27 protein-coding genes and 5 tRNA genes are annotated in these 22,033 nt (G+C 57.9%); 21 read left to right on the top strand and 11 right to left on the bottom strand.

Annotated elements, in window-relative coordinates:
• The first annotated feature begins 357 nt into the window (after positions 1-357).
• The 7 genes from I6E42_RS06980 to I6E42_RS06950 all read left to right on the top strand — a co-directional run bounded on the left by I6E42_RS06980 (position 358) and on the right by I6E42_RS06950 (position 3,617).
• Positions 358-741 (top strand): DUF5655 domain-containing protein, encoded by a 384-nt coding sequence (locus I6E42_RS06980; RefSeq protein WP_235371197.1) that lies wholly within the window; start codon positions 358-360, stop codon positions 739-741.
• A 68-nt stretch (positions 742-809) separates the two neighbouring features.
• On the top strand, positions 810-1,037 hold the full coding sequence (locus tag I6E42_RS06975) for a hypothetical protein (RefSeq protein WP_235371196.1): 228 nt from the start codon (positions 810-812) through the stop codon (positions 1,035-1,037).
• A gap of 7 nt (positions 1,038-1,044) precedes the next feature.
• Positions 1,045-1,506 (top strand): metallophosphoesterase family protein, encoded by a 462-nt coding sequence (locus tag I6E42_RS06970; RefSeq protein WP_235371195.1) that lies wholly within the window; start codon positions 1,045-1,047, stop codon positions 1,504-1,506.
• Positions 1,506-2,024: a DUF6933 domain-containing protein gene (locus I6E42_RS06965; protein WP_235371194.1), complete on the top strand. Its 519-nt coding sequence runs from the start codon at positions 1,506-1,508 to the stop codon at positions 2,022-2,024. The genes I6E42_RS06970 and I6E42_RS06965 overlap by 1 nt, the downstream gene beginning before the upstream one ends.
• 224 nt (positions 2,025-2,248) lie before the next feature.
• Positions 2,249-2,428: a PH domain-containing protein gene (locus I6E42_RS06960; protein ID WP_235371193.1), complete on the top strand. Its 180-nt coding sequence runs from the start codon at positions 2,249-2,251 to the stop codon at positions 2,426-2,428.
• Positions 2,429-2,440: 12 nt separating this feature from the next.
• Entirely contained in the window at positions 2,441-2,614 is a 174-nt protein-coding gene (locus tag I6E42_RS06955) for a hypothetical protein (protein WP_235371192.1), read from the top strand.
• Between the two features lie 109 nt (positions 2,615-2,723).
• Complete coding sequence (locus I6E42_RS06950; protein ID WP_235371191.1) at positions 2,724-3,617, top strand: DUF2935 domain-containing protein; 894 nt, start codon at positions 2,724-2,726, stop codon at positions 3,615-3,617.
• A gap of 89 nt (positions 3,618-3,706) precedes the next feature.
• Here I6E42_RS06950 and folK read toward each other — a convergent pair whose 3' ends face one another.
• From folK to I6E42_RS06920, 6 genes are all read right to left on the bottom strand, one after another.
• On the bottom strand, positions 3,707-4,540 hold the full coding sequence (gene folK, locus I6E42_RS06945) for a 2-amino-4-hydroxy-6-hydroxymethyldihydropteridine diphosphokinase (protein WP_235371190.1): 834 nt from the start codon (positions 4,538-4,540) through the stop codon (positions 3,707-3,709).
• 6 nt (positions 4,541-4,546) lie between these two features.
• Entirely contained in the window at positions 4,547-5,359 is an 813-nt protein-coding gene (gene folP / locus I6E42_RS06940; protein ID WP_235371232.1) for a dihydropteroate synthase, read from the bottom strand.
• A 20-nt stretch (positions 5,360-5,379) separates the two neighbouring features.
• Complete coding sequence (locus I6E42_RS06935; protein ID WP_235371189.1) at positions 5,380-5,898, bottom strand: HD domain-containing protein; 519 nt, start codon at positions 5,896-5,898, stop codon at positions 5,380-5,382.
• Positions 5,867-6,424 carry a GTP cyclohydrolase I FolE gene (folE, locus tag I6E42_RS06930; RefSeq protein ID WP_235371188.1) on the bottom strand — a complete coding sequence of 186 codons (558 nt, stop codon included), beginning with the start codon at positions 6,422-6,424 and terminating at the stop codon, positions 5,867-5,869. The genes I6E42_RS06935 and folE overlap by 32 nt, the downstream gene beginning before the upstream one ends.
• Positions 6,417-7,715 carry a bifunctional folylpolyglutamate synthase/dihydrofolate synthase gene (locus tag I6E42_RS06925; RefSeq protein WP_235371187.1) on the bottom strand — a complete coding sequence of 433 codons (1,299 nt, stop codon included), beginning with the start codon at positions 7,713-7,715 and terminating at the stop codon, positions 6,417-6,419. The genes folE and I6E42_RS06925 overlap by 8 nt, the downstream gene beginning before the upstream one ends.
• Before the next feature lie 225 nt (positions 7,716-7,940).
• Entirely contained in the window at positions 7,941-8,615 is a 675-nt protein-coding gene (locus I6E42_RS06920) for an RsiV family protein (RefSeq protein WP_235371186.1), read from the bottom strand.
• Between the two features lie 197 nt (positions 8,616-8,812).
• On the opposite strand from I6E42_RS06920, the gene I6E42_RS06915 reads away from it, so the two are divergent.
• From I6E42_RS06915 to I6E42_RS06900, 4 genes are all read left to right on the top strand, one after another.
• Entirely contained in the window at positions 8,813-9,115 is a 303-nt protein-coding gene (locus I6E42_RS06915; RefSeq protein WP_235371185.1) for a YerC/YecD family TrpR-related protein, read from the top strand.
• On the top strand, positions 9,112-9,864 hold the full coding sequence (locus tag I6E42_RS06910) for a class I SAM-dependent DNA methyltransferase (RefSeq protein WP_235371184.1): 753 nt from the start codon (positions 9,112-9,114) through the stop codon (positions 9,862-9,864). Before I6E42_RS06915 ends, I6E42_RS06910 begins: the two co-directional genes overlap by 4 nt.
• Before the next feature lie 3 nt (positions 9,865-9,867).
• The gene (gene hslO / locus I6E42_RS06905) at positions 9,868-10,746 is read left to right on the top strand and encodes an Hsp33 family molecular chaperone HslO (RefSeq protein ID WP_235371183.1); all 879 of its coding nucleotides are present in this window, start codon (positions 9,868-9,870) and stop codon (positions 10,744-10,746) included.
• Between the two features lie 137 nt (positions 10,747-10,883).
• On the top strand, positions 10,884-11,234 hold the full coding sequence (locus I6E42_RS06900) for a cupin domain-containing protein (protein WP_235371182.1): 351 nt from the start codon (positions 10,884-10,886) through the stop codon (positions 11,232-11,234).
• A 53-nt stretch (positions 11,235-11,287) separates the two neighbouring features.
• Here I6E42_RS06900 and pfkA read toward each other — a convergent pair whose 3' ends face one another.
• Positions 11,288-12,289: a 6-phosphofructokinase gene (gene pfkA, locus I6E42_RS06895; protein WP_235371181.1), complete on the bottom strand. Its 1,002-nt coding sequence runs from the start codon at positions 12,287-12,289 to the stop codon at positions 11,288-11,290.
• Between the two features lie 258 nt (positions 12,290-12,547).
• On the opposite strand from pfkA, the gene I6E42_RS06890 reads away from it, so the two are divergent.
• The 7 genes from I6E42_RS06890 to I6E42_RS12900 all read left to right on the top strand — a co-directional run bounded on the left by I6E42_RS06890 (position 12,548) and on the right by I6E42_RS12900 (position 14,121).
• Positions 12,548-12,623, top strand: a tRNA-Val gene (locus I6E42_RS06890).
• 29 nt (positions 12,624-12,652) lie between these two features.
• Positions 12,653-12,729, top strand: a tRNA-Asp gene (locus I6E42_RS06885).
• A 35-nt stretch (positions 12,730-12,764) separates the two neighbouring features.
• A tRNA-Phe gene (locus I6E42_RS06880) sits at positions 12,765-12,840 on the top strand.
• Positions 12,841-12,872: 32 nt separating this feature from the next.
• Positions 12,873-12,948, top strand: a tRNA-Gly gene (locus I6E42_RS06875).
• Between the two features lie 29 nt (positions 12,949-12,977).
• A tRNA-Cys gene (locus tag I6E42_RS06870) sits at positions 12,978-13,052 on the top strand.
• Between the two features lie 377 nt (positions 13,053-13,429).
• Positions 13,430-13,702, top strand: coding sequence for a toprim domain-containing protein (locus I6E42_RS06865; protein WP_235371180.1), 273 nt, complete (start codon positions 13,430-13,432; stop codon positions 13,700-13,702).
• Entirely contained in the window at positions 13,699-14,121 is a 423-nt protein-coding gene (locus I6E42_RS12900) for an anthrax toxin lethal factor-related metalloendopeptidase (protein ID WP_412761289.1), read from the top strand. Before I6E42_RS06865 ends, I6E42_RS12900 begins: the two co-directional genes overlap by 4 nt.
• Positions 14,122-14,249: 128 nt before the next feature.
• Here the strand turns inward: I6E42_RS12900 and I6E42_RS06855 are convergent, their stop codons facing one another.
• Positions 14,250-15,005 carry a 4Fe-4S binding protein gene (locus I6E42_RS06855; RefSeq protein ID WP_235371179.1) on the bottom strand — a complete coding sequence of 252 codons (756 nt, stop codon included), beginning with the start codon at positions 15,003-15,005 and terminating at the stop codon, positions 14,250-14,252.
• A 128-nt stretch (positions 15,006-15,133) separates the two neighbouring features.
• On the opposite strand from I6E42_RS06855, the gene I6E42_RS06850 reads away from it, so the two are divergent.
• The gene (locus I6E42_RS06850; RefSeq protein ID WP_235371178.1) at positions 15,134-15,574 is read left to right on the top strand and encodes an Rrf2 family transcriptional regulator; all 441 of its coding nucleotides are present in this window, start codon (positions 15,134-15,136) and stop codon (positions 15,572-15,574) included.
• A 500-nt stretch (positions 15,575-16,074) separates the two neighbouring features.
• Here I6E42_RS06850 and I6E42_RS06845 read toward each other — a convergent pair whose 3' ends face one another.
• The 3 genes from I6E42_RS06845 to I6E42_RS06835 are packed head-to-tail and all read right to left on the bottom strand — an operon-like array spanning position 16,075 to position 19,735.
• Positions 16,075-16,812, bottom strand: a complete 738-nt coding sequence (locus tag I6E42_RS06845; protein WP_235371177.1) for a response regulator — start codon at positions 16,810-16,812, stop codon at positions 16,075-16,077.
• Entirely contained in the window at positions 16,805-19,498 is a 2,694-nt protein-coding gene (locus I6E42_RS06840) for a sensor histidine kinase (protein ID WP_235371176.1), read from the bottom strand. The genes I6E42_RS06845 and I6E42_RS06840 overlap by 8 nt, the downstream gene beginning before the upstream one ends.
• Before the next feature lie 54 nt (positions 19,499-19,552).
• Entirely contained in the window at positions 19,553-19,735 is a 183-nt protein-coding gene (locus tag I6E42_RS06835; protein WP_235371175.1) for a hypothetical protein, read from the bottom strand.
• Positions 19,736-20,114: 379 nt separating this feature from the next.
• Here I6E42_RS06835 and I6E42_RS12830 point away from each other — a divergent pair, with 379 nt between their 5' ends.
• Entirely contained in the window at positions 20,115-20,534 is a 420-nt protein-coding gene (locus tag I6E42_RS12830; protein WP_328284087.1) for a potassium-transporting ATPase subunit C, read from the top strand.
• 239 nt (positions 20,535-20,773) lie between these two features.
• Positions 20,774-22,030, top strand: coding sequence for a TrkH family potassium uptake protein (locus tag I6E42_RS06825; protein WP_235371173.1), 1,257 nt, complete (start codon positions 20,774-20,776; stop codon positions 22,028-22,030).
• The last annotated feature ends 3 nt before the right edge of the window (positions 22,031-22,033 follow it).

Raw genomic sequence — 22,033 nt, 5'->3', positions numbered from 1 at the left:
GCAGGCAGCGAAGGCATCTCAGTCATTCTGTAACGGGAATGTCCCGTCCCGGTCATCCCGGGCCGCTCCGAAGTGGCCCGCGCGGTCAATTCCGCCGAGGGCTCTCACCGTCCCCTCTCGCTCCTGGCTCTGTACCGCGCTTAGCTCCGTCAACACATTTTGCTCTGTTATTTTATCATGTTTTTGGGGCTTGTCAAGGTGTCTTCCCCACTTTTCTTCTCTCTGCAGCTGTTATCGTAAAACCCCAAGGATGAGATCGTCTTTCGTACGTTATTTTTACCCGGACCGCCCCGCCTGTTATCCCTTCCAAAACGGCCGGAAATATGGTAGGATGGGACATAGACAGGAGGCGCGTCCATGAAAACACCGGAGTATTACCAGAGTGACATTCGAATGTTCTTTGACGGCAGGCCGTCGGAGCTGCTGCTGTATGAGGCCCTGTTCCGGCGCATGGAAGCGGACTTTCCCCAGGCCTCCGTCAAGGTACAGAAAAGCCAGGTCAGCTTCTACGGCAGGCATCTGTTCGCCATGGTGTCCCTGCCCAAGCGGAAACGGGACGCCGGTATCCTGGTGTCCCTGGGCCTGCCCTGCCGGCTGGAGTCCCCCCGGGTGGCCGTGGCTGTGGAGCCCTACCCCAACCGCTGGACCCACCACATCCCGGTGACGGCGGAGGAGCAGCTGGACGAGGAGCTGCTGGGCTGGCTGCGGGAGGCCTGGGCGTTTTCGGAGCAGAAGCGGTAACGTTCCGCTCTGTTCGGGCGGCAGTGGCCGCAGGGACTTCAATACACACAGAAACTGGAGGGACCGTGATGGGTGACATCATTCCATTCGATCAATTTTGGGAAGAGCCGGACCTGGACGCCATGGGCCGGGAAGAACTGAAGGCATACCTGGCACAAGTCCGGGATGAATTGGCCCGCCTGGACGAGGAGGAACCCCAGGACATGGACAGCGAGGAGTATGAGGTCTGGGGAGACAAGCACGAAGAGCTGGAGGACCTGGCCGATGAGATCTGGGACCGGCTGGACGGGGAGTGAGGGGAACATGACGCGGATCGCCATTTTATCTGACACCCACGGTCTGCTGCGCCCGGAGGTGACCGCCCGTCTGGAGCAGGCCGATGTGATCCTCCACGCCGGGGACATCAACACCCGGGCCATCGTGGACCAACTGGAGTCCTACGCCCCCCTCTATGTTGTCCGGGGCAACAACGACAAGGAGTGGGCGGCGGACCTGCCCCACAGCCTGACCTGCACCGTGGCGGGCGTCCGCTTCTTCATGGTCCACAACAAAAAGGATGTCCCTAAAGACCTGGCCGGGGCGGATGTGGTGGTCTACGGCCACTCCCACCGGTATGCCCAGGAGGAACGGGACGGGGTTTTGTGGCTCAATCCTGGCAGCTGCGGCCGGCGGCGCTTTGACCAGGAGATCACCTTCACCATGATGGAGGCGGAAAACGGCCGCTTCCGGGTGGAAAAGGTGGTGATCCCCCAGGGGAGCAAATGATGGAACTGGGATTGACCTGGCCCCTCCAGCGCTTTGTCAAGCTGCAGGCGCCCCCCTGCGGGGCGGAGGCTGACCGCCGCTTTTGCTGGGACCTCCATGTGATCCAATTGCAGGGGCGCCCCAGCCTGCTGGCCGTCCACTGTTACAGCCGGTACACCTTTGTGCGCTTTGACCTGAATCCCTGGGCGTGGTCAGACCTGCCCGGGACCTTTGAGGCGGGCCTGCGGGAAAACCTGGCCGCCGCCGGATTTGCCCGGGAAGCGGCGGAAGACTATCTCTCTCAGGCCGGGACATCCGTTCTCACCCGAACCCATGGCCGGCGGGAGGTGGCCTTCCTCAACCGGGCCTGGGAGGATGTGCTGGCTCTGGACTTCTGCCTGGACCCCAGCTCCACCGCCCAGCCCCTGCTGGACCACGCCGTCAACGCAAAACCCAGCCGCTGCGCGTTTTTCCCGGGCCTGGCTCCGGCAGAGGCGCGGTTTCGGGATTGTCTGAACCACAAGCCGGACTTTGCATAATTTCCGGCAGAAGAGACAATCTAGGTCCGAGGTGATCAGCATGAATCCCTTGCGTAAAGACCCGAAGCAGCCCAGAGAGAAACCTGTGAAAGAGGAAAAGCCCATCTCCAAGGTCTACCCCGTGTTGGACAACGACCTGGCCCGGGACAATGTGGAAAACGACCTCCCGGCCGCGGACCTGGAGGACTTATGAGCCGTGACGGCTGGAAAATGAGGTGTATTGCATGGAAAAAGGTGATGTGCCTCTGGGTTTTGGCTTTGCCCTGGCCCAGGACCCGGGAGCCATGGAGCGGTTCGCGGCGCTGACCGAGGCGGAACGTCAGGCGTACCTGGACAAGGCCCGCGCCGTATCCTCCAAGGGAGAGATGCAGGCCCTGGTCAGCCAGCTGTCCGCCCGGAACTGAGGAGGGATTCCAATGGCAAAGAAAGGAATGGCGCGGCCGGAGTGGACCCATACGAAGCCCCATAACAGCGCTCCTTCCGTGCCCCAGCTTCAGGGCAAAGCCCGCCAGGGAAAAGAGCGGGCAAAGCCCATCGTGGCCGGGACCCAGGGGCCGGACCTCAAGGTCCACCACCGTCCGTCCCCGTGACCCGGTTCGCCCCGTAAGGGGCGTTTTTTATGCTCGCCTTCTCCGAACCAGACGCTTCCCCGTGGCATAGACTGCTTTAGCAGCCACTGTCACAAGGAGGAGTATCTTGATGGAAGCGTATATTGTAGATTCCCTGGAACAGCACCTGTTCTTCGGCCGGATCATGAAGGAGCACGCGCTGTTTTTAGAAGCGGGCTTTCTGCCCCCCAACAGCGGTCTTGCCCGGGAGAGCGAGCGCCTGATGCGAGCCTTTGAGGGGCTGCTCTCCCGGGCCATCGGGCTGAGTGACTGCGTGGTGCGCCGCCGCGTCCTGGATTCCGGGGAGCTGTTCACCCCCTTTACCGACTGCGCGGAACGCCAGACCCAGCGTCTCACCGGCATTCCCATCGACCGGACCCTGACCGCCCGTACCATGGCACTTGCCGGGAACCACAGAGGAGAAATCTGCCTGCCCCGGGGGCTGGACCGTCAGGTGCGGCAGCTGAACCGGGAGGGACTGCGGCTGGTGGACCAACTCATTGACTTAAAGGAACGGACCCTGCGGGGGGCGGACGGGTGCGCCCTGTTCACCGCCAACTACCCTTTACTCATCGAACACATTCTCCGGGAGGCGCGCCACTACCGTGGGCACCTGGCCCGGCTGGAGGGCATGGACTGCCGCTGTTGCCGGGAGCCCTGCGAGGAAGAGCTGTTCTGGGACCAGATCATGATGGAGCACGCCCTGTTCATGCGGGGGCTGCTGGACCCCACGGAGGAGGAACTGATCCGCACCGCCGACGGCTTCGCCGGGGACTACCGGCAGCTGCTGGTCGCCTCGGCGGCGGCCAACGCCAAGGTCATGGGCTGTCAGAACGCTCTGGAGCTGACCCGGAAGTTCCGGGACTTCAAACACGCGGGGGTGGAGGGCATCGAGTCCTGCAAGATCCGCGCCCTTATCCTGCCGCTGCTGGCCGACCACGTTCTGCGGGAGGCCAACCACTATATCCGCCTGTTGGAGGAATAACCCCGGCGAAACCTCTGCCAAGCGCGGCAAACCGCCCTCCGGCTGCGCCGGAGGGCGGTTTTTCTGACCGTGTAACGTTGAAAAAGGATTCACTTCCCGGAGACCTCTCCGGCCAGCTGCGCGATGGTCTTCCCCAAAATGGGGTGGCGTTTGTTGGGGGCGATCTCCGCCAAAGGCTTCAGCACAAACTCCCGCAGGTGCATCTCCACATGGGGGATCACCAGGTCCTCCGTCTCCAAAACCTCGTCGTCGTACAGGAGAATATCCAGATCCAGGGTCCGGGGTCCCCAGCGGATGGTCCGCTCCCGGTGGGCCGCCTGCTCGATCTCATGCATCCGGTCCAGCAGTTCCTGGGGAGGCAGCAGGGTTCTGAGCATAAGGCAGGCGTTCAAAAAGTCATCCTGCTCCACTCCGCCGTACGGGGCCGTCACCAGGTAAGAGGAAACCTTCTCCACCCGGCAGCCCCGGCCCTCGTCCAGCGCCTTCACCGCCTGGTCCAGATAGGCCTTTTTGTCCCCCATGTTGGAGCCCAGACCCAGATAGGCGGTATGCCAGAAGCGGGTGATCTTCACGGACACGGTCTCCAGGGGCAGGCCCACCGGCGCCCAGGGCTTTTTCAGCTCCAGGGTCACCCCCTGCAGCAGCGGGTAGCGCAGCAGCAGTTCCTCGGCCAGGTGCTCGGCGGCCGCCTCGATGAGCTGATAGGTGTGCTCCTTCATCCAGGCGGTCATGAAGGCGCTGACCTCCCCGTAGTGGACCGACCGCTCCAGACAGTCGGACAGTCCGGCGGGCCGGGCATCCACATACATGGTGAGGGAGATCAGAAATTTCTGCCCCAGCCGGGTCTCCTCGGGGAACACACCGTGGTTGGCAAAGACCTCCAAGTTTTCCACATGGATCTCGTCATAGCTTGTCCTGTTCACAGCGGCTTACTTTCCCTCTCTCAGGATGGCCTGGGTCATGCGGATGGCCCTGAGGTTCTCCTTCACATCGTGGACGCGGATGAAGGACGCGCCCTTCTCCACCCCCATGACCGTGGTCACCAGGGTGCCCTCCACCCGCTGGTCCGTGGGCAGGTCCAGGGCGGTGCCGATCACGGACTTCCGGGAGGTGGCCAACAAAACGGGATAGCCCAGCTCCACCAGGCGCTCCAGGTGGAGGATCGCGGTCAGGTTGTGCTCATAGACCTTGCCGAAGCCCACGCCGGGGTCCAGAATGATCTGGCTGTCGTCGATCCCGGCCTCCTTGGCGATGGCGAGGGAGTCCCGCATATCCTGGCACATGTCGTCCAGGAAACTGTTGTACTCCGCCTTCTCCCGGTTGTGCATCAGGCAGCAGGGGACCTGGTATTTGGCGATTAGGCCGGCCACCGTCCGGTCATACTTCAGCCCCCAGATGTCGTTGACCAGGTCGGCGCCCGCTTTCAGGGCCTCCTCCACCACCGGACCTTTATAACTGTCAATGGAGACGGGGATGTCAAAATTTTTCTTGATCATCTCGATCACGGGGACCACCCGGTCGATCTCCTCCTGAATGCTGATCTGCACATGGCCGGGGCGGGTAGACTCGCCGCCCACGTCGATGATGGCCGCGCCCTCCCGGATCATGTCCCCGGTGTGGCGGATCGCCCGGTCCATGTCGTTCCACTTTCCGCCGTCGGAGAAGGAATCAGGGGTCACATTCAGGATACCCATGATATAGCAGTCATGTTCCACATCGAACATGCGGTTTCCGATTTTCATCATCAGTCATACGCTCCTAATTATCCCTTGAGGATCATATTTTTCTTTTCCGGACTCCAGTTGCACGCCGCCTCGGCTTCGCAGAACAGGCAGTTCCGGGAGGCCTTGTCCGCCCGGTAGAGCAGTCCGGCCAAGTCCCGCCGCTCCCCTGTCTCCCGGTCCCGGTGGCCCAGGATGGCGGCGCGGACCTCCGCCCGCTCCTCCGGGGTAAAGCCGCAGTCGGCCAAAACCGTCTCCGCGATGCCGGCGCTCCCCTGGTCGTGGGGGACGCCCTCCCGGTACTGGAGGTGGCGGCCAACGTCGTGGAGCAGCGCCGCCGCGTAAATCAGCTCCTTCGGGACGGTCAGGCCCTGTTCCAGCGCCTCGATATAGGCCAGCCGGGCCACATCCAGACAGTGGGCGGTGTCGTGCCTGCAAAAGACACGGTCCCGCTCCAAATCCCAGATCTGCTCCATACTGTCCCGCCAGAGGGGATGGCGGCAGATCCGGTCGGCCCGCTCCATGGTCTTACCGCCGCTCCAGCATCCGGTAGAAGTCATTTTGGAGTTTTTCATTGTCGGTAAACACACCTCTGGTGACCACCGTCACGGTCTTGGTCCCCGGCTTTTTGATACCCCGCATGGTCATACACATGTGCTCCGCCTCGATGAGGACCATGACCCCATGGGGCGCCAGTTCCTTCATAAACACATCCGCGATCTGGGCGGTGAGCCGCTCCTGAAGCTGGAAGCGCTTGGCGTAGACTTCCAGGGTCCGGGCGATCTTGCTCAGGCCCACCACTTCCCCGTTGGGGATGTAGGCAATGGCCGCGGTGCCGTAGAAGGGCAGCATGTGGTGCTCACAGAAGGAGTAAAAATGGATGTCCTTCTCCATCACCATATCGGTATTGTCCACATGGAACCGCTTTTGCAGGTGCTTGGCCGCGTCGTCGGTGTATCCGCCGGCCAGTTCCTCATACATCCGGGCGATGCGGTCCGGCGTCTCCACCAGACCCTCCCGGGAGATGTCCTCGCCGATTCCCTCCAGGATCAGACGCACACCCTCTTTGATTTTTTCCTTATCCATGGTCCTTCCCTCCCTGCTGAACGGCCTTTTCCGCCTCGCCCAGGAAGGACAGAGAACCGAAAATAATCACCGCGTCTTCTTTGTCTGCCCGGTCCAGCGTCTTTTGCACCGCCTCCGGGATGCTCCCCGCCGCCTCCACAGAGGGGTTCACCTGCGCCACCGCGTCCCGCAGCGCTTCGGCCGGCAGCGCTCTTGGATTGTTGGGGGTCTCCACCGTGATGATATGCTCCGCCAGAGGGGCCGTCAGGCGAATGACCTGCTCATAGTCCTTGTCCTTAAACATGCCCATAATGTAGTGGAGCTTCTTTCCCGGGAAATAGAGCTCCAGGGAGCGGCGCAGCTCCTGGGCCGCTCCGGGGTTGTGGGCTCCGTCGATAATGACCGCCGGGTCCGTCCGCAGCAGCGTGAACCGCCCCCGCCAAACGGTATTGGCCAGTCCGTCGTAGACCTGCCGGTCGGACAGGGCGTAGCCGCCCTCCCGCAGCGCCTCCACGGCCTCCAGGGCCAGGGCGGCGTTGAGAAGCTGGTAGCTGCCCGCCAGATGGATGGTCACGTCCTTCCAATTTTTATAGGAGAAGCTCTGGGACACGCAGCCATAGCGGACGTCTGTGATCTGCGCGGGGTCCACCGTCCGGCAGGGACAGTGGTTGTCCCCGCAGACCTCGGCAATGACCCGGGCGGCGTCGGGCTGCTGCGCCGCGGAGGCCACCCGGGTGTTGGGCTTGATAATCCCCGCTTTCTGCCGGGCGATCTTCTCCAGGGTGTCCCCCAGGCAGTCCATGTGGTCCATGCTGATGGAGGCGATCACCTCCAACACGGGGGTGCGGATCACGTTGGTGGCGTCCAGCGCGCCCCCCATTCCCACTTCCAGGGTCACAATGTCGCAGTTTTTTTCCTGGAAATAGAGGAATGCCAGGGCCGTTTCGATCTCAAAGGCGGTGGGGCCGGCCAGCCCCTTGGCCTTCATGTCCTCTGCCGCCTCCGCGATGGCGGTCACATGCCGGGCCAGCGATTCTTTTTCGATGTACGCTCCGTCCACCTGGATCCGTTCCCGGTAGGAAAACAGGGTGGGAGAGAGATAGCGCCCCGTGCGGTATCCCGCGCCGGACAATATGGTGGAAAGGTAGGCCAGCACAGACCCCTTTCCATTGGTTCCGGAAATGTGGATGAACTTCAAGCTGTCCTGCGGGTCCCCGAGCCTGCTCAGCAGTTCCCGCATGCTCTCCAAGCCAAGTACACTTCCGTATTTGGACACTTCGTCCAAATATACTCTTGCTTCTGTATAGTTCATACGACTCCTATCTAAGACGGGCCTCCCGTCTTTTTGTGTGATACATAGGATATTATAATCTGGCTCTACAAGAAACTCAACGATTCCGGCAAAGATTCCCCGGGAATTTTTCTTCAAATGTCAATCATTGCGGCCAAAATTCCGAACGTCTGCGCGCTGGATTCAGCATCCGGAACGTGGGGCGGAGGCCGGAAACACCGCCGTGTCCGCCGCTGTTTCCCCACGTCAGCCCTCTCCTGATTCCCGGGCAATCACAAAGACCGGAGTGCCCTCGGCCGCGGGGGCGATGGTGCACTGGGGGAACGCCGCCTCCACCCCCTGCTCTGTCAGGCACAAGCCATCCGCAGGCAGAGCCCTGCGGAGCTTTTTCTCCCAATCCGGGTCGGGAAACCAGTCCCCCGCCTGCTGCCGTGCCCTGCCCTGGCCGGTTATTTGGGACAAAATCGTCCGCTTCCACCCTTTCTTCTCCCCGAACAGCTCCCCGGGCAGGCAAGGCGCCCCCTCCCGCACCTTCCACACATCTCCCCAGCGCACCCGGCTGGTCTTTCCGTCCTCCCGGACCTCCTCCCCCTCCAGGCGGAGGCTGAGCAGTCCGTCCCGGTATAGGGCCACCTCCCCCGCCACGCGGCAGGACCAGGGAGTAAACGGCCGGGAGGCGGCCCGCTTTGCCGCCCAGGCCAGACATGCTTTCCAATACAACTCCCGCTGCCACCGCAGCCTCCACGCCCCCGCCAACCGGGCGTAGTACCGGCTGATCCAGAATCCGCCCAATCCGCCTCCGTTGACCTGGGGCCAGGTCAGGCTGTACGCCAGCACAGGCTCCCCCTCCAGCGTCAACGTGCGCTCCTCCCGCTGCCAAACCACCTGCGGAACGGAATCAGCTGCTTCCACCTTCTTCACAGCGGACACCTCCTATCCTCTTTTTTCCATCTTATGTCAGGCAAGAAAGGAGGGCGACGGAGGAAAGGCCGCAGTGGTTGGAAAAATTTGCCGCGAAGAGGAAAAAGATATGATTTTCCTGTTTACTTTCATATTTTAGTTTGCTAAAATATGTGGTGGAAAAGGTTCCCGGTCTACCGGGAGAAAGGAGCATTCACATGTCGAAATTTTTGGATAAGCCCTCCAGCGGGATCCTCTATAAGGCCATCGTCGCCCTGAAGGATGAGGCGGAGTGCAGAAAATTTCTGGAAGACCTTTGCACGGTGTCTGAGATCAAGGCCATGGAACAGCGGATGGACGTGGCCATGCTGCTGGACGACGGCCTGATCTACAGCGAGATCCTGGAGCGCACCGGAGCCTCCAGCGCCACCATCAGCCGGGTCAACCGCTGTCTTCATTATGGCGCGGACGGGTACCGGACCATTATCCCCCGGCTGAAAAACAAGGAAGAACAGGAATGAGCAGCTACGAGTTTTTGGCGGGCTGCTACGACCGGTTCACCTACGATGTGGATTACGCCGCCTGGGCCGACTATATCGAAAAACACTTCCGGCGGCGGGGACTGCCCGGCAAAACGGTACTGGACCTGGCCTGCGGCACCGGCTCCCTCACCCGTGAGCTTGCCCTGCGGGGTTACGAGATGATCGGAGTGGACCTGTCCCCCGAAATGCTCGCCGAGGCGGCGGAGAAAAACAGGGACGTGGGAGAGGTCCCTCCCATGTTCCTGTGCCAGCCCATGGAAAAGCTGGACCTGTATGGCACCATCGACGCCTGCGTCTGCTGTCTGGACAGCGTGAACTATGTCACCGCCCCGAAAAAGCTCCAGAGGGCCTTTGCGCGGGTCCACCTGTTTCTGATGCCCGGCGGACTGTTTCTCTTTGACGTAAATACCCCGGAAAAGCTGGAGGGGCTGGACGGCCAAGTGTTCCTGGACGAGACGGAGGACGCCTACTGCGTGTGGCGGGCGGAATACTCCCGCCGCAGCAAAATCTGTTCCTACTTCATGGACATCTTCCAACTGGACCCGGAGACGGGCCAGTGGGAGCGGGGCGAGGAACTCCACCGGGAGCGGGCCTATACTATCTCAGAGTTGACCGGCTATTTGGAGCAGGCGGGCTTCCGAAACATTCAAGTATTTGGCGATTTGAAACTGCGCCGCCCCAAGCCTGGGGAGGGGCGGGTCTTTTTTGTGGCCAGAAAGGAAAACTGAACCATGCGCGATGAGATCGTAAGAGCAATCACAGGCGACGGCTATGTCAAGGCCGTGGCCATCACCGGCCGGGACCTGGTGGAACGGGCCCGGAACATCCACACCCTGCTGCCCATGGCCACCGCGGCCCTGGGCCGCGCCCTGCTGGGCGCCTCCATGATGGGGGACATGCTCAAGGAGCAGGCGGGCTCCCTCACCCTCCAGATCAAGGGCGGCGGACCCCTGGGCACCATTCTGGCCGTCTCCGACTGCCAGGGCAACGTCCGGGGCTACGTCCAGAACCCCCATGTGGACCTGATGGAAAAGCACCCGGGCAAACTGGACGTGGGCGCCGCCGTAGGCGAGACCGGCACCCTCACCGTGATCAAGGACATCGGCCTGAAGGAGCCCTATGTGGGTTCCATCGGCCTGTTCTCCGGGGAGATCGCCGACGACCTGGCCATGTACTTCGTGGAGAGCGAACAGATCCCCACTGCCTGCGCCCTGGGGGTGCTGGTAGGCACCGACCAGTCTGTCACCTCCGCCGGGGGCTATCTGATCCAGCTCCTCCCCGGCGCCAGCGAGGAGATCATCACCAAAATTGAGTCCGGCGTCCGGAAGCTGGGGCCGGTGAGCGCCGCCCTGGAGGGCGGACTGGACGGCGAGGGCCTGCTCCGTGCCGTTATGTCCGAGTTTGAACTGGAGATTTTGGAGAAGCACCCTGTGGAGTACCGCTGTTACTGCTCCCGGGAGCGGGTGTCCCGGGCCCTGGTCAGCATGGGCCGGGCGGAGCTGTCCTCCCTCATCGAGGAACAGGGCCAGGCAGAGCTGACCTGCCAGTTCTGCGACAAGGTGTACCACTATTCCAGGGAGGAGCTGGAGGAGCTGCTGGACAATATGTGACCCAGGCCGGTGTTTCCGCATAAAATCAGAGGGGCGGAAAAGTATGTTGTGATAACAACATACTTTTCTCCAATTTCCTCTATACTACTTTTATCCGGACCGGATAGACGGTCCAGAATACAGATGAGGTGAAGGAAATGGAGCCCTTGCAGTATATGAAGAACATTCCTGGTGAACAGGTGCTGGACCTGGCTGGTCTGGTGGAGGCCGGCCCCGGCCAGGTGGTCAGCCGCACCCTGGCCCAGAACCCGGCGGTGAGCGTCACCCTCTTTGCCTTTGACAAGGGGGAGGAGATCAGCACCCACGCTTCCGGCGGCGACGCCATGGTGACGGTGCTGGAGGGCGTAGGGAAATTTACCGTGAACGGCACGGAGCACCTCGCCCGGCAGGGCCAAGTGCTGGTGATGCCAGCCGGGAAGCCCCATGCGGTCTACGCCCAGGAGGCCTTCAAGATGCTCCTGGTAGTGGTGTTCCCGCCCGCTCCCTGATTTTTGCCGAGAAAAACCCGGAAGGCACTGCCTTCCGGGTTTGGTTTCATCGTTTAATTGCCGCTGTTGGTCAGGGCCTCCAGCACGTCGTAACGGTCCATTTCGAAGCGCTTGGTCATGGCCAGGGCCTCCTCCATGTCCAGGTCCACGATGCGGCCGTCCAGGGAGGAGATGATCCGGTTGCCCTTGTCCTGGAGCAGCACCTGGACCGCCTCGTAGCCCATGCGGCTGGCGGTCTCACGGTCCCGTGCGGTGGGCGAGCCGCCCCGCTGGATGTGCCCCAGGACGGTGACCCGGGGATCGATGCCCACCTCATCCTGGATGCGCTTGGCGATCTCAAAGGCGCTGCCGGCACCCTCCGCCACCACCACCATGTAGTGGGTTGTGCCGGCCAGCCGGGCCCGGCGGATCTTCTCCACCACGTCCTGCTCAAAATCCACGGGGCGCTCCGGGATGAGCACGGCGGTAGCGCCCACGGAGATGCCCACATAGAGGGCCAGATAACCCGCATGGCGGCCCATGACCTCCACCACGGAACAGCGCTCATGGGACTGCATAGTGTCCCGGAGCTTATCAATACACTCGATGGCGGTGTTGCAGGCGGTATCGAAGCCGATGGTGTAGTGGGAGCAGCCGATGTCGTTGTCAATGGTGGCGGGGATTCCGACCACAGACAGCTTCTGGCCACTTTCCGCCACTTGGCGGGACAGGGCCAGCGCCCCCCGGAAGGTACCGTCGCCGCCGATGGCCACGATGGCGTCCAATCCCAGCAGCTTGCAGGTGGCGATGGCCTTCTCCCGTCCCTCCGGCTGCATAAATTCCTTGCTCCGGGCGGTATAAAGGAGGGTGCCGCCCTTATTGATGATATGGCTGACGCTGGAGCTGTCCATCTTCACAAAATCGCTGTTGATCAGACCGCTCCAGCCCCGGCGGATCCCGACGCACTCAATCCCCCGGCTGGTAGCGGTACGCACCACGGCGCGCACCGCCGCATTCATGCCCGGGGCGTCGCCGCCGCTGGTCAGCACACCGATCCGTTTTACCTGTGAGTTCATAACCTGGGCCCTCCTTGCTAAACATCTGATGTTGGCGGAGACCGCCGCTTCCGGCGTCTTCAACACAGTGGAATCATTATGTCACCAACAAAATGGAATGTCAAGAAGCCGGAACCGCCTGACAAAAAGACGGTTTATTTTGACCAGAACCCGCCTTTTTTAAAAGAAAATTTTTTGCAGAAAAATTTGATTTCCCTGTTGACAACTCCCTCCTGGTTTAGTATAATAACGAAGCCGTCGCGAGAGCGGGCAACACCGGGGAGCATAGCTCAGCTGGTAGAGCACATGCCTTACAAGCATGGGGTCACAGGTTCGAGCCCTGTTGTTCCCACCAATTCGACCCACACTCCCCCGGGACTACCTGGCTCGGTAGTTCAGTTGGTTAGAACGCCGGCCTGTCACGCCGGAGGTCGAGGGTTCAAGTCCCTTCCGAGTCGCCACTTTTTATTTCTTTTGAGTGTTTCAAAAGGAATATGCCTCTGTAGCTCAGTTGGTAGAGCAGGGGACTGAAAATCCCCGTGTCGTTGGTTCGATTCCGACCGGAGGCACCATCTCCCGCAGTTTCCTCTGCGGGAGACCAAATGCGAGTGTAGCTCATCTGGTAGAGCGCCACCTTGCCAAGGTGGAGGTAGCGAGTTCGAGCCTCGTCACTCGCTCCAATTTTTTGGAGCACTCTGCTGCTCCATGCGGTGCCATAGCCAAGTGGTAAGGCAGAGCTCTGCAAAAGCTCCACTCCCCAGTTCAAATCTGGGTGGCACCTCCATAAGGTCGCAACAATCTGGATATTTTAAGCGCAAAGCTTAGAGTTCCAGGAGGTTGCGACCTCTTTTTTTCAAATTTTCGAGTTGCGGAGAATGGATATTTTCGAGCAATTCGAGTAACTGGGCAGATTTGAACTCCCCTTTTCCTGAAGTTTGCGGTGAAAACGAAAAAAACGCCCTTTTTCAAAGAGAAAAACAGGGCAAGCTTCCCTCAAAATTATATACGAAGTTTCGGGCGTCTGTTTATTGGTTAAGTCAAAGCCATCAAAGAGGCGCCCTTTTTCGTTGTACCCGATTCAAAAATGGCGCTATTGCCCATCATACGTTTACCAGCCGGAGCAATCAGGTTTGCTTCGGCTTATTTTTTTACAGGAGGATTTTGATATGGATAGCCTGCTGCGGCACGTCCATCCAGCCGGTGCTGGATCGGCTGCGGCAGAATCCGAAGCTGGACACGGTGTACCTCTGCCTCGACAACGACGACGCGGGCAACGAAGCCTGTGACCGCATGAGGGACGCGCTGGAGGATATGGGGCTGGACGTGGAGCGGCTCACACCGCGGCGCAAAGACTGGAACGATGATCTCTGCGCCAAATTCGAAAAGCACAAGGAGGATGCCACACGAACGAGAACACATGGCCGTTTATTTTGATCTGCGGCGGGCTGCTGGTGTTCCTGCTGGCAGTGTCCTTCTTCTCCCAGCGCTACTCCCTTAACAACATCAAGAGCAAGACCGTGGACGACGGCCAGCACGGAACGGCCCGCTGGGCAACGCCAAAGGAGATCCGCAGCACCTATCACGTTGTACCCTTTCGGCCACGCAGCTGGAGAAAGGGAATAGATCAGCTCTACCCCGCTGATGCCACAGCAAGTGAGATCGTCACCCGCGGAGAGGCGCAGAACTCCGGTCTCCGGGATTATGCCAAGACCAACAGTCGGGAATACTTTGCCGATTGCTTCGTCTACTGGATCACGTACAGCGGCAACGAAAAACGCTTGGAAACATTCCGGAACGCCGCACCTGAGACATACGCCTACATGGGGGAACTGTCAGCAAACAATTGGAGCTGATGAATACACTATGCTTATAGTATAAGAGGATAAAAGCCAGACAAATCAGAACTTGTGAAAAAGCAATGTATAAATTACCCCTCCCAATCTAAATAGGTTGGGAGGGGGTGGAATAATAAGAAACAGCCTTATATAAACAATTCGTTTGCTTTTTCAACGGAGCAGGCATTCTTTATTGCCGCTGCAGCAATAGAAGTCATAAGACCGCTGACCTTTCTAGCGTGAACCGGACATATGGACACGCATCGCATACAGGATATGCACTTACTCTTATCGGTCGCTCTGGGCGTGTTTGCGGAGATAGCGCTTGCGGGACATTTCTGTACGCACAGCCCACAGGAGGTACAACGGGAATCGGCTTTTGGAACCATTCCGGTTCCAGCTTTTTTGTATGGTCTGTTGCCGGGAACAGAAGGTTTGGATAATTTGTTGGAAACGGCTTTTTCAAGAATCCGGTCACCAAATTCCGCAAGTTCTTTACAATCATCCAAATTAGGCCTTCCGGCTGCATACTCGTGTATGATGGAATGTTCCGCTACTGCAGAGATGGCGGCAATCACCTGGAACCCGGCGTTTTGGGCACAATCCTCCATCTGGACGAGGGTATCCTCATAAGCACGATTTCCATAAACTGCAACAATCACGCATTTTGCTCCATTCCCTTTGATCATCGCAAGTCGATCCAAAGCAAGCTGCGGTGCAACGCCGCCAAAAGATGGCATTGCAATCACTGCAAGAGAGTCACTCTCAAAACAAATCTCTGCATACATGGTATTCGGAGCAGATAGATCAATCGTGTCGACCTGAGACCAGTTTTGCGAAATTGCTCTGGCAGCTCTTTCTGTTCCGCCAGTTGGGCTGAACACGATCTGATAGCATTTCATGTTGGTTCCTCCTTGGATGTAAAAAATAAAGCTACATCATATGGAACATTATAACTGTATTCTGATGTAGTGTCAATATTTACACCATTGAAATTATATGGTAGAATAACAAGCGGAGGATTTGTATTATGCATATCAGTAATAAATGTTCTATTGCAGTTCACTGCTTAATATTTATAAATGAATATGGTGAAGAAAACAAAGTGACAAGTGAATTGCTCTCGCTTTCAACAGGATGCAATCCGGTTACCATCAGAAACATCATCAGCGCAATGAAAAAAGATGGCATCATAGATGTGAAGTTTGGAACAGGCGGGGCAACGCTTGCCGTTCCGATGCAGGATATTTCTCTATACCGTATTTGTGAGGCGGTAGATCCGAAGGCAATTGATAAAATGATAAGTGTTCATTCCTCTCCATCTCCGTTCTGCCCAGTTGGAAGAAATATAGGGGATGTACTTGATCGAACATATGACACGCTGAAAGAAAACCTGATATCCAGCATGAAGTCTATAACGATGGAAAAAATAGTGAATGACTATCATACAATACTTGAACATGATAAATGATATTCTTTTTCAAAAGAACTTGTACAATTCCAGTTTATCAAACAGATTTGCCTTTGTTTCTCCAAGATATGATATAAAATGCGGCATCATGCAGAATAACGACCTTTACTGCGTCAAAAAGTACCTACTTCATTCAAACGGGGTGGGTACTTTTGCGAGTTCGGCAAAAACCTTAACTTAATGACATTGGGGGCATAAGATGTTGTTTTGTGTGTTTAAAAAACAGGGGCGATAAGGTTTGCCGTCCCTGTTTGTGCTATCGAATAGAATGGCGTATGTTTGTCAACGCCATCGCATTTTTTGCAGTGAAATAGCGGACGGCGTTCTTGTTTTGATACTGTTGCACCGCCGAATTGTATTGACTCTGAATGGAGTGAAACTAAAACATCCTGCATGCCTGACTCTGTGAGTGCCAGACACGCAGGATATTTAATTGATATTTTTATTACTCTAACAGCACAACCATCCTGATACATAAGTGTTGGGACTACGGAATAGAGTCACAGATTTTCCTGCGGTTCATGGTCCTTGCCGCACTGGATCATGCGGTAGCCCACGCCGATGTGAGTCTGGATGTACTGGGGATGGCTCTGGTCTACTTCCAATTTCTTTCGCAGGGTAGCCATAAAGACACGCAGGGAAGGAAGCTCAGCGGTGACATTGTCGGCCGAGCCGCCCCAAATCTCACCAATGATATAGTTGTGGGTCAGTACCTTACCGGTGTTCTTAGCCAGCAGGCACAGCAGCTTGTATTCAATGGGGGTCAAATGCAGCTCCTGACCATCCCGGTAGGCGCAGCCTGCCGCGTAGTCGATGACAAGACCGCCGTTCTGGTAGCGGGCTGCCTCCTCACTGGTCTTCTGGCTGTCATACCGCACCCGGCGCAGGGCCACCCGCAGCCGGGCCAGCAATTCGTCCACGGAGAAGGGCTTGGTCAGGTAATCATCCGCACCGGCATCCAACGCGGCAACTTTGTCACGGTCATCAGAGCGGGCAGATACCACGATGATGGGCATATTGCTCCAGGAGCGGATCTTTTTGATGATGTCGATACCGTCCACGTCCGGCAGGCCAAGATCCAGCAACATCACGTCGGGCCGGTAAGAAAGGGCATCCATCACCGCCTGGGCGCCGTTCCTGGCCCGACGGAACTGGTAATTCTGGGTCTCCAGCGTGGTGGCAATCAGATTGCCGACGGCTGTATCATCCTCTACAAACAGAATCTGTGGCTTATTCATATGTGTTTACCTCCGAAGCCCGAAGGGTAAAACGAAATACCGTTCCCTTGGGGTAGTTATTGGCAGCTTCAATTTTGCCTCCGTGGGCATTGATGATGGACTTGCACAGGGAGAGGCCAAGCCCCAGGCCCCGCCGTCCGTCACCACGTTCCTTGCCCACGGTGTAGAACATATCAAAGAGCTTTTCCTTGGACGCATCGGGGATGCCCGGGCCGTCATCGGCAATCTCCACAATCACCATCTGATTGGACTTCCGGGCGGACAAGGTAATGTTGGAGCCATCCGGCGTGTATTTGATGGCATTGTTCACAATGTTGATGACCACCTGCACCATCAGCCGGGCATCCATGTCCGCCATCAGCATATCGTCATCCAGCTTTGCCTCAATGTGGTGCTTGGAAGCGTTTCGATCCAGATGGGCCATGGCTTCCGTAAAGATGTCCGAGATCATTTCCGGCTCCATATTCATGTTGATCCGGTTGTCCTCAATGCGGGTGATGGACAGAAGATTTTCCACCAGATCAATGAGCCACATGGCGTCATCATAAATCGCGGTGAACAGGCTTTGCTTCTTTTCCGGCTCCAACTGGTTAGCGCTCTCCATCAAGATATTGGCGTTGCCGGAGATGCTGGTGAGGGGCGTACGCAGATCGTGGGAGATGGCCCGCAGCAGGTTGGCTCGCAGGTTTTCCTGATTGGCCTGGGCCTCCGCCTTTTGCTTCTCCCGCATGGTGATCTCTTTTTCCAGTGCCAGTCCGCACTCATCCAGCAGAGCCACCATCAGATTCTTTTCAAAGGAAAACAGTGGGTGATGTTCCCCCTTGACGGAGATCCCCACCACGGCCAATGCGCCGCCTGTTCCACGGATAGAAAGATACAGGCACTTGGAGTTTGGCAGGGTATTCGTTGTGGCGCCGGCGTGCTTGTTATTCTTATAGACCCATTCCGCCACGGCTTCCTCGGCAGGCACCAGGAGAGCGGACATATCGGCTTCTTCCGAGAATGGGAAGCTCATGGCTGGCAGAAGTCCGCCGTTTCCGTCCGCCCGGTAGACCACCAGGTCCCGTTCCAGCAAATGCCCCAGCTGCTGCGCGGCGATGGTGAGGATCTCCTCTGTACCTTCGGCAGTCTGGAACTTATGGCTGGATTCCAACAAAATGGCGGTGCGGTAGGCCTTGTCCGCGTTCATCTTCGCCTGGAGTTTGACTCGTGTTGTCAGAGAACTGCTCAGCAGGCCCACGATAAACATGATGCCGAAGGTGGCAATGTAGCTGGGGTCGCTCCGCAGGGTGAAGAAGGGATCGGTAAAGAAGAAGTTGAAGGCCAGCACCGAAACGACGGACGAAAGGAGGCTGTAACTGCGGCCCGTGGTGACCATGGAGATCACCAGCACGCCCAGCAGATACAGCATGATAATATTGGTATCGGTGAAGCCCAGATAACCAAACCCATAGCCGCCCAGTGTGCAAAGCGCCAGGATGCCCAGCATTTTCAGCGTATCCCTGATGGAGAACTGCTCCTGTGAAGAACGTGCTCTGGAAGGATGGCTCATATGGCGGGCGGTCTGCTGATCCGGGATGATATAGACGTCCAGATCCGGTGCCAGTTCGTTCAGCCTGTCCACCAGATTCTTGGAGCGGCGGAGACTGGCACGCCGGGGGCTGCGGCCCAGCACGATTTTGGAAATGCCGCTGATGCGGGCATACTCCGCGATCTGTACTGCCGGGTCGTCGCCGTAGGTGGTGGTGATTTTGGCGCCCAGTTCCTCGGCCAGATGCACATTGTCGCTGATCCGCTTCCAGTCTTCGTCAGACAGGGACGCAAACTCAGGCGTCTCCACAAAAAGCGCGGTAAAGGCGGCGTGGAAGGCTTTCGCCATCCGGGCGGCGGTCCGGATGACCTTGGCGTTGGAGGGGGAGGAGGAGAGGCAGATCAGGACATGTTCGCCGGCTTTGGGCTTTTCATCACCGTCCAGCCAGGGTGCGGCATCCAGACGGTCCGCTGTCCGCCGCAGGGCGATCTCCCGGAGGGAGGCCAGGTTCTTATCCGTAAAGAAGTTCCCCATGGCCTGGGTGGCCTGCCGGGGGCGGTAGATCTTGCCTTCCCTCAGCCGCTCCAGCAGGTCGGCGGGCTCCAGATCCACCAGCTCTACCTGATTTGCGGAGTCAAAGACACTGTCCGGGATACGTTCGGCAACAGAGACCCCGGTGATGGCGGCCACCTTGTCGTTGAGGCTCTCCAGATGCTGCACATTGACGGTGGTGTAAACATCAATTCCGGCGCGCAGAAGCTCCTGCACATCCTGGTAACGCTTTACATGGCGGCAGCCCTCAGCATTGGTGTGAGCAAGCTCGTCCACCAGGATCAGCTGGGGATTCCGCTCCAAAGCGGCGTCCAGGTCAAATTCCCGTAGTTCGATGCCTTTATATGGAATGTGTTTGACCGGCAGCTGCTCCAGCCCATTCAACAGAGCCATGGTTTCCGGCCGGGTGTGGGGCTCGATATACCCTGCTACCACATCCACGCCAGCAGCCTTGGCCCGCTGGGCGGCCTCCAGCATGGCGTAGGTCTTGCCAACGCCTGCGGCATAACCGAAGAATATCTTCAGCCGGCCGCCAGCCGGTTCCTCCGCTTGCTGGATGCTCCGCAGCAGACGGTCGGAATCCGGCCTTCGATCATCCTGCATGGTAGTTGCTCCTCTCTGTGAAAAAATAGGCGTCCTTTCTGGGACACGCCCAATTTAATATGTATCTTTATGAGACTGGGAGTCCGCGGCCTCCTGTTTTTTTGCGACTTCTTCCTCTTCTGCGTCCCAATAGGGCGAGATCCCGCCTCTGTCCAAAAAGCGGCCGAGGCGCCCAACCACATAATAACCGAAGACTGCAATAAAGAAAAGCCCACCGATCAAGACCAATGCTTCCACACGAACCCCTCCCAAATATGTCTGACGAAGGTGTTGCCTTTTGATAGTTCCATTATAGACGCAAAGGCATATGTGTGAGATTCGCGTTTGACGCGTGAGATAAAGATTCCATTAAACATCAATGGATTTAATTGAACTTTAATGCGGAGGGGCCAACTCAAAGGGCACATTTATGACTTCCGTGATAGAGTGAATCCACGAAAAGGAGGTTTCACTATGCAAGTCATAATCGGTGCGATCGGTGTCCTCACCGTCGCGATCCTGGGGTATCTCACCTGGGTACTTATGAAGGAGGAGTAAGAAACGCTTATGAACTCGGTATTACAGTATGTGCTGTATGTAGGTATCCTGGTGGCCTTTTCCATCCCGCTGGGATTCTATATTAGCAAAGTGGGACGGAGAGAAAACCCTCGTCTCCCGCGTCCTGGGTCCGGTGGAGCGGGGCATCTGCAAGCTCCTGCGTATTGACCCTGAGGAGGATATGGGCTGGAAGAAGTATCTGGCCGCCGCGCTCCTCTTTAATCTATTCGGCTTTATGAAACAAACAGCTTTACGCGCATTTGGACTGGTGCTGGTGATGACCGTCCTGTGCGGCTTTCTTTACACGGTGGTCTGCACCGGCATCAACCAGACGCTGTTTCCCCATCAGGCAAATGGCAGCGTCATTGAGATCGACGGCAAGACTTACGGCTCCGAACTGCTGGCCCAGCAGTTCACGAAGCCCGAGCATCTGTGGGGCCGCCCCATGAGTCTGGACCTGACCTCTTTCACGGATGAGGAGGGCAATGAAAACGCATAATTTAATGCAGTCTTAATATGGAGGTTGCAACTCTAATAGTTTCCTCATACCCGACGTGCTATAATTAAAAATACCTTTATACGCCCTTGTGATCGTCTTTATGAGGAGGAGCCTCAGACGTGTTGAAAGAGAAAATTCGGGAGATACTGGCGCCCTTTTGGAAAAGCGACCGGGCATCTCCCGCTCGTATCATTATATTTGGCTTTCTTCTGCTGATCTTGCTGGGGACGCTTCTGCTGATGCTGCCATTTTCCACCCGGGAATGGGGAGGAGCCTCCTTTACCGATGCCCTTTTCACCGCCACCTCCGCCACCTGCGTCACCGGCCTTGTGGTCCATGACACCGCCACCTATTGGTCCCAGTTTGGGCAGTTGGTCATCTTGATTCTTATTCAGGTGGGCGGCATGGGCGTGGTCACCATGGCCGTTGCCATCTTTATCTTCTCCGGCAAGCGGATCGGCCTGAAGCAGCGGTGGGTCATGCAGGAGTCTATCTCCGCGCCCCAGGTGGGCGGCATCGTCCGCATGACGGGCTTTATTCTAAAAACCGCCTTTGCTATCGAGGGCGTAGGCGTGCTGATTTTAGCGTTTCGCTTCTGCCCAGAGTTTGGCTTGGGACGCGGCCTGTGGTATGCGGTGTTCCATTCCATCTCCGCTTTCTGCAATGCAGGCTTTGATTTGATGGGCGTAAAGGCGCCGTTTTCCTCCCTGACCAGCTACGCCGGAGACCCCGTCGTAAATTTGACCGTCATGCTGCTGATCGTGGTGGGCGGCCTGGGATTTTTGACCTGGCAGGATATTTCCACCCGGCGTCTCCGGTTCAAGGAGTATCGGCTGCAAAGCAAGCTCATTTTGGTCACCACCGCGGGACTGCTGCTGTTTGGATTTCTGTTCTTCCTGCTGTACGAGTTCCGGCTCCCGCAATGGGACAGCCTGTCTCCCATGGAGAAAGTGCTGGCGGCGATGTTCCAGTCTGTCACCCCCAGGACCGCGGGCTTCAACACGGTGGATCTGGCGCAGATGTCCGAGCCCAGCCAGCTGCTGACCATTCTTCTGATGCTCACCGGCGGTTCTCCCGGTTCGACAGCCGGCGGTTTCAAAACCACCACCTTTGCGGTGCTGGTGCTGAGCGCCATCGCGGTTTTCAAAAAACGGCGCAGCGCCCAATGTTACGGGCGGCGGGTGCAGGACGACGCGCTCCAGAGCGCCTGTGCCATCTTCCTTCTGTACCTTCTGTTTTTCCTCATGGGCGGCATCCTGATCTGCTGCATCGACCAGGCCCCGCTGATGGATGCGCTGTTTGAAGCGGCATCCGCCATTGGTACAGTCGGCCTGTCCCTGGGCGGCACCGCGCGGTTTTCGCTGCCGTGCAGAATGATTCTGGTGTTTCTCATGTACTTTGGGCGGGTGGGCGGCCTGACCATGATCTACGCATTCACGGCGAACAATCGGGCCGCTTCTTCCCAATTCCCGCAGGAACCGGTAACGGTAGGTTAAAAG

The sequence above is a fragment of the Pseudoflavonifractor phocaeensis genome, from assembly GCF_021531815.1.
GTDB lineage: Bacteria > Bacillota > Clostridia > Oscillospirales > Oscillospiraceae > Lawsonibacter > Lawsonibacter phocaeensis_A.
This window is presented reverse-complemented; position numbering and strand designations above follow the sequence as displayed.

Excerpts from the sequence above, each read along its gene's own strand:
- I6E42_RS06850 (WP_235371178.1), top strand. The coding sequence starts at position 15,134 with ATGCATATCAGTAATAAATGTTCTATTGCAGTTCACTGCTTAATATTT.
- I6E42_RS06855 (WP_235371179.1), bottom strand. The coding sequence starts at position 15,005 with ATGAAATGCTATCAGATCGTGTTCAGCCCAACTGGCGGAACAGAAAGA.
- I6E42_RS06845 (WP_235371177.1), bottom strand. The coding sequence starts at position 16,812 with ATGAATAAGCCACAGATTCTGTTTGTAGAGGATGATACAGCCGTCGGC.
- I6E42_RS06825 (WP_235371173.1), top strand. The coding sequence starts at position 20,774 with ATGCTGCCATTTTCCACCCGGGAATGGGGAGGAGCCTCCTTTACCGAT.
- I6E42_RS06915 (WP_235371185.1), top strand. The coding sequence starts at position 8,813 with ATGTCGAAATTTTTGGATAAGCCCTCCAGCGGGATCCTCTATAAGGCC.
- folE (WP_235371188.1), bottom strand. The coding sequence starts at position 6,424 with ATGGATAAGGAAAAAATCAAAGAGGGTGTGCGTCTGATCCTGGAGGGA.
- I6E42_RS06935 (WP_235371189.1), bottom strand. The coding sequence starts at position 5,898 with ATGACTTCTACCGGATGCTGGAGCGGCGGTAAGACCATGGAGCGGGCC.
- I6E42_RS06970 (WP_235371195.1), top strand. The coding sequence starts at position 1,045 with ATGACGCGGATCGCCATTTTATCTGACACCCACGGTCTGCTGCGCCCG.
- I6E42_RS06955 (WP_235371192.1), top strand. The coding sequence starts at position 2,441 with ATGGCAAAGAAAGGAATGGCGCGGCCGGAGTGGACCCATACGAAGCCC.
- I6E42_RS06925 (WP_235371187.1), bottom strand. The coding sequence starts at position 7,715 with ATGAACTATACAGAAGCAAGAGTATATTTGGACGAAGTGTCCAAATAC.
- I6E42_RS06910 (WP_235371184.1), top strand. The coding sequence starts at position 9,112 with ATGAGCAGCTACGAGTTTTTGGCGGGCTGCTACGACCGGTTCACCTAC.
- I6E42_RS06840 (WP_235371176.1), bottom strand. The coding sequence starts at position 19,498 with ATGCAGGATGATCGAAGGCCGGATTCCGACCGTCTGCTGCGGAGCATC.
- folP (WP_235371232.1), bottom strand. The coding sequence starts at position 5,359 with ATGAAAATCGGAAACCGCATGTTCGATGTGGAACATGACTGCTATATC.
- I6E42_RS06980 (WP_235371197.1), top strand. The coding sequence starts at position 358 with ATGAAAACACCGGAGTATTACCAGAGTGACATTCGAATGTTCTTTGAC.
- I6E42_RS06975 (WP_235371196.1), top strand. The coding sequence starts at position 810 with ATGGGTGACATCATTCCATTCGATCAATTTTGGGAAGAGCCGGACCTG.
- I6E42_RS06950 (WP_235371191.1), top strand. The coding sequence starts at position 2,724 with ATGGAAGCGTATATTGTAGATTCCCTGGAACAGCACCTGTTCTTCGGC.
- pfkA (WP_235371181.1), bottom strand. The coding sequence starts at position 12,289 with ATGAACTCACAGGTAAAACGGATCGGTGTGCTGACCAGCGGCGGCGAC.
- I6E42_RS06900 (WP_235371182.1), top strand. The coding sequence starts at position 10,884 with ATGGAGCCCTTGCAGTATATGAAGAACATTCCTGGTGAACAGGTGCTG.
- hslO (WP_235371183.1), top strand. The coding sequence starts at position 9,868 with ATGCGCGATGAGATCGTAAGAGCAATCACAGGCGACGGCTATGTCAAG.
- I6E42_RS06965 (WP_235371194.1), top strand. The coding sequence starts at position 1,506 with ATGGAACTGGGATTGACCTGGCCCCTCCAGCGCTTTGTCAAGCTGCAG.
- I6E42_RS06960 (WP_235371193.1), top strand. The coding sequence starts at position 2,249 with ATGGAAAAAGGTGATGTGCCTCTGGGTTTTGGCTTTGCCCTGGCCCAG.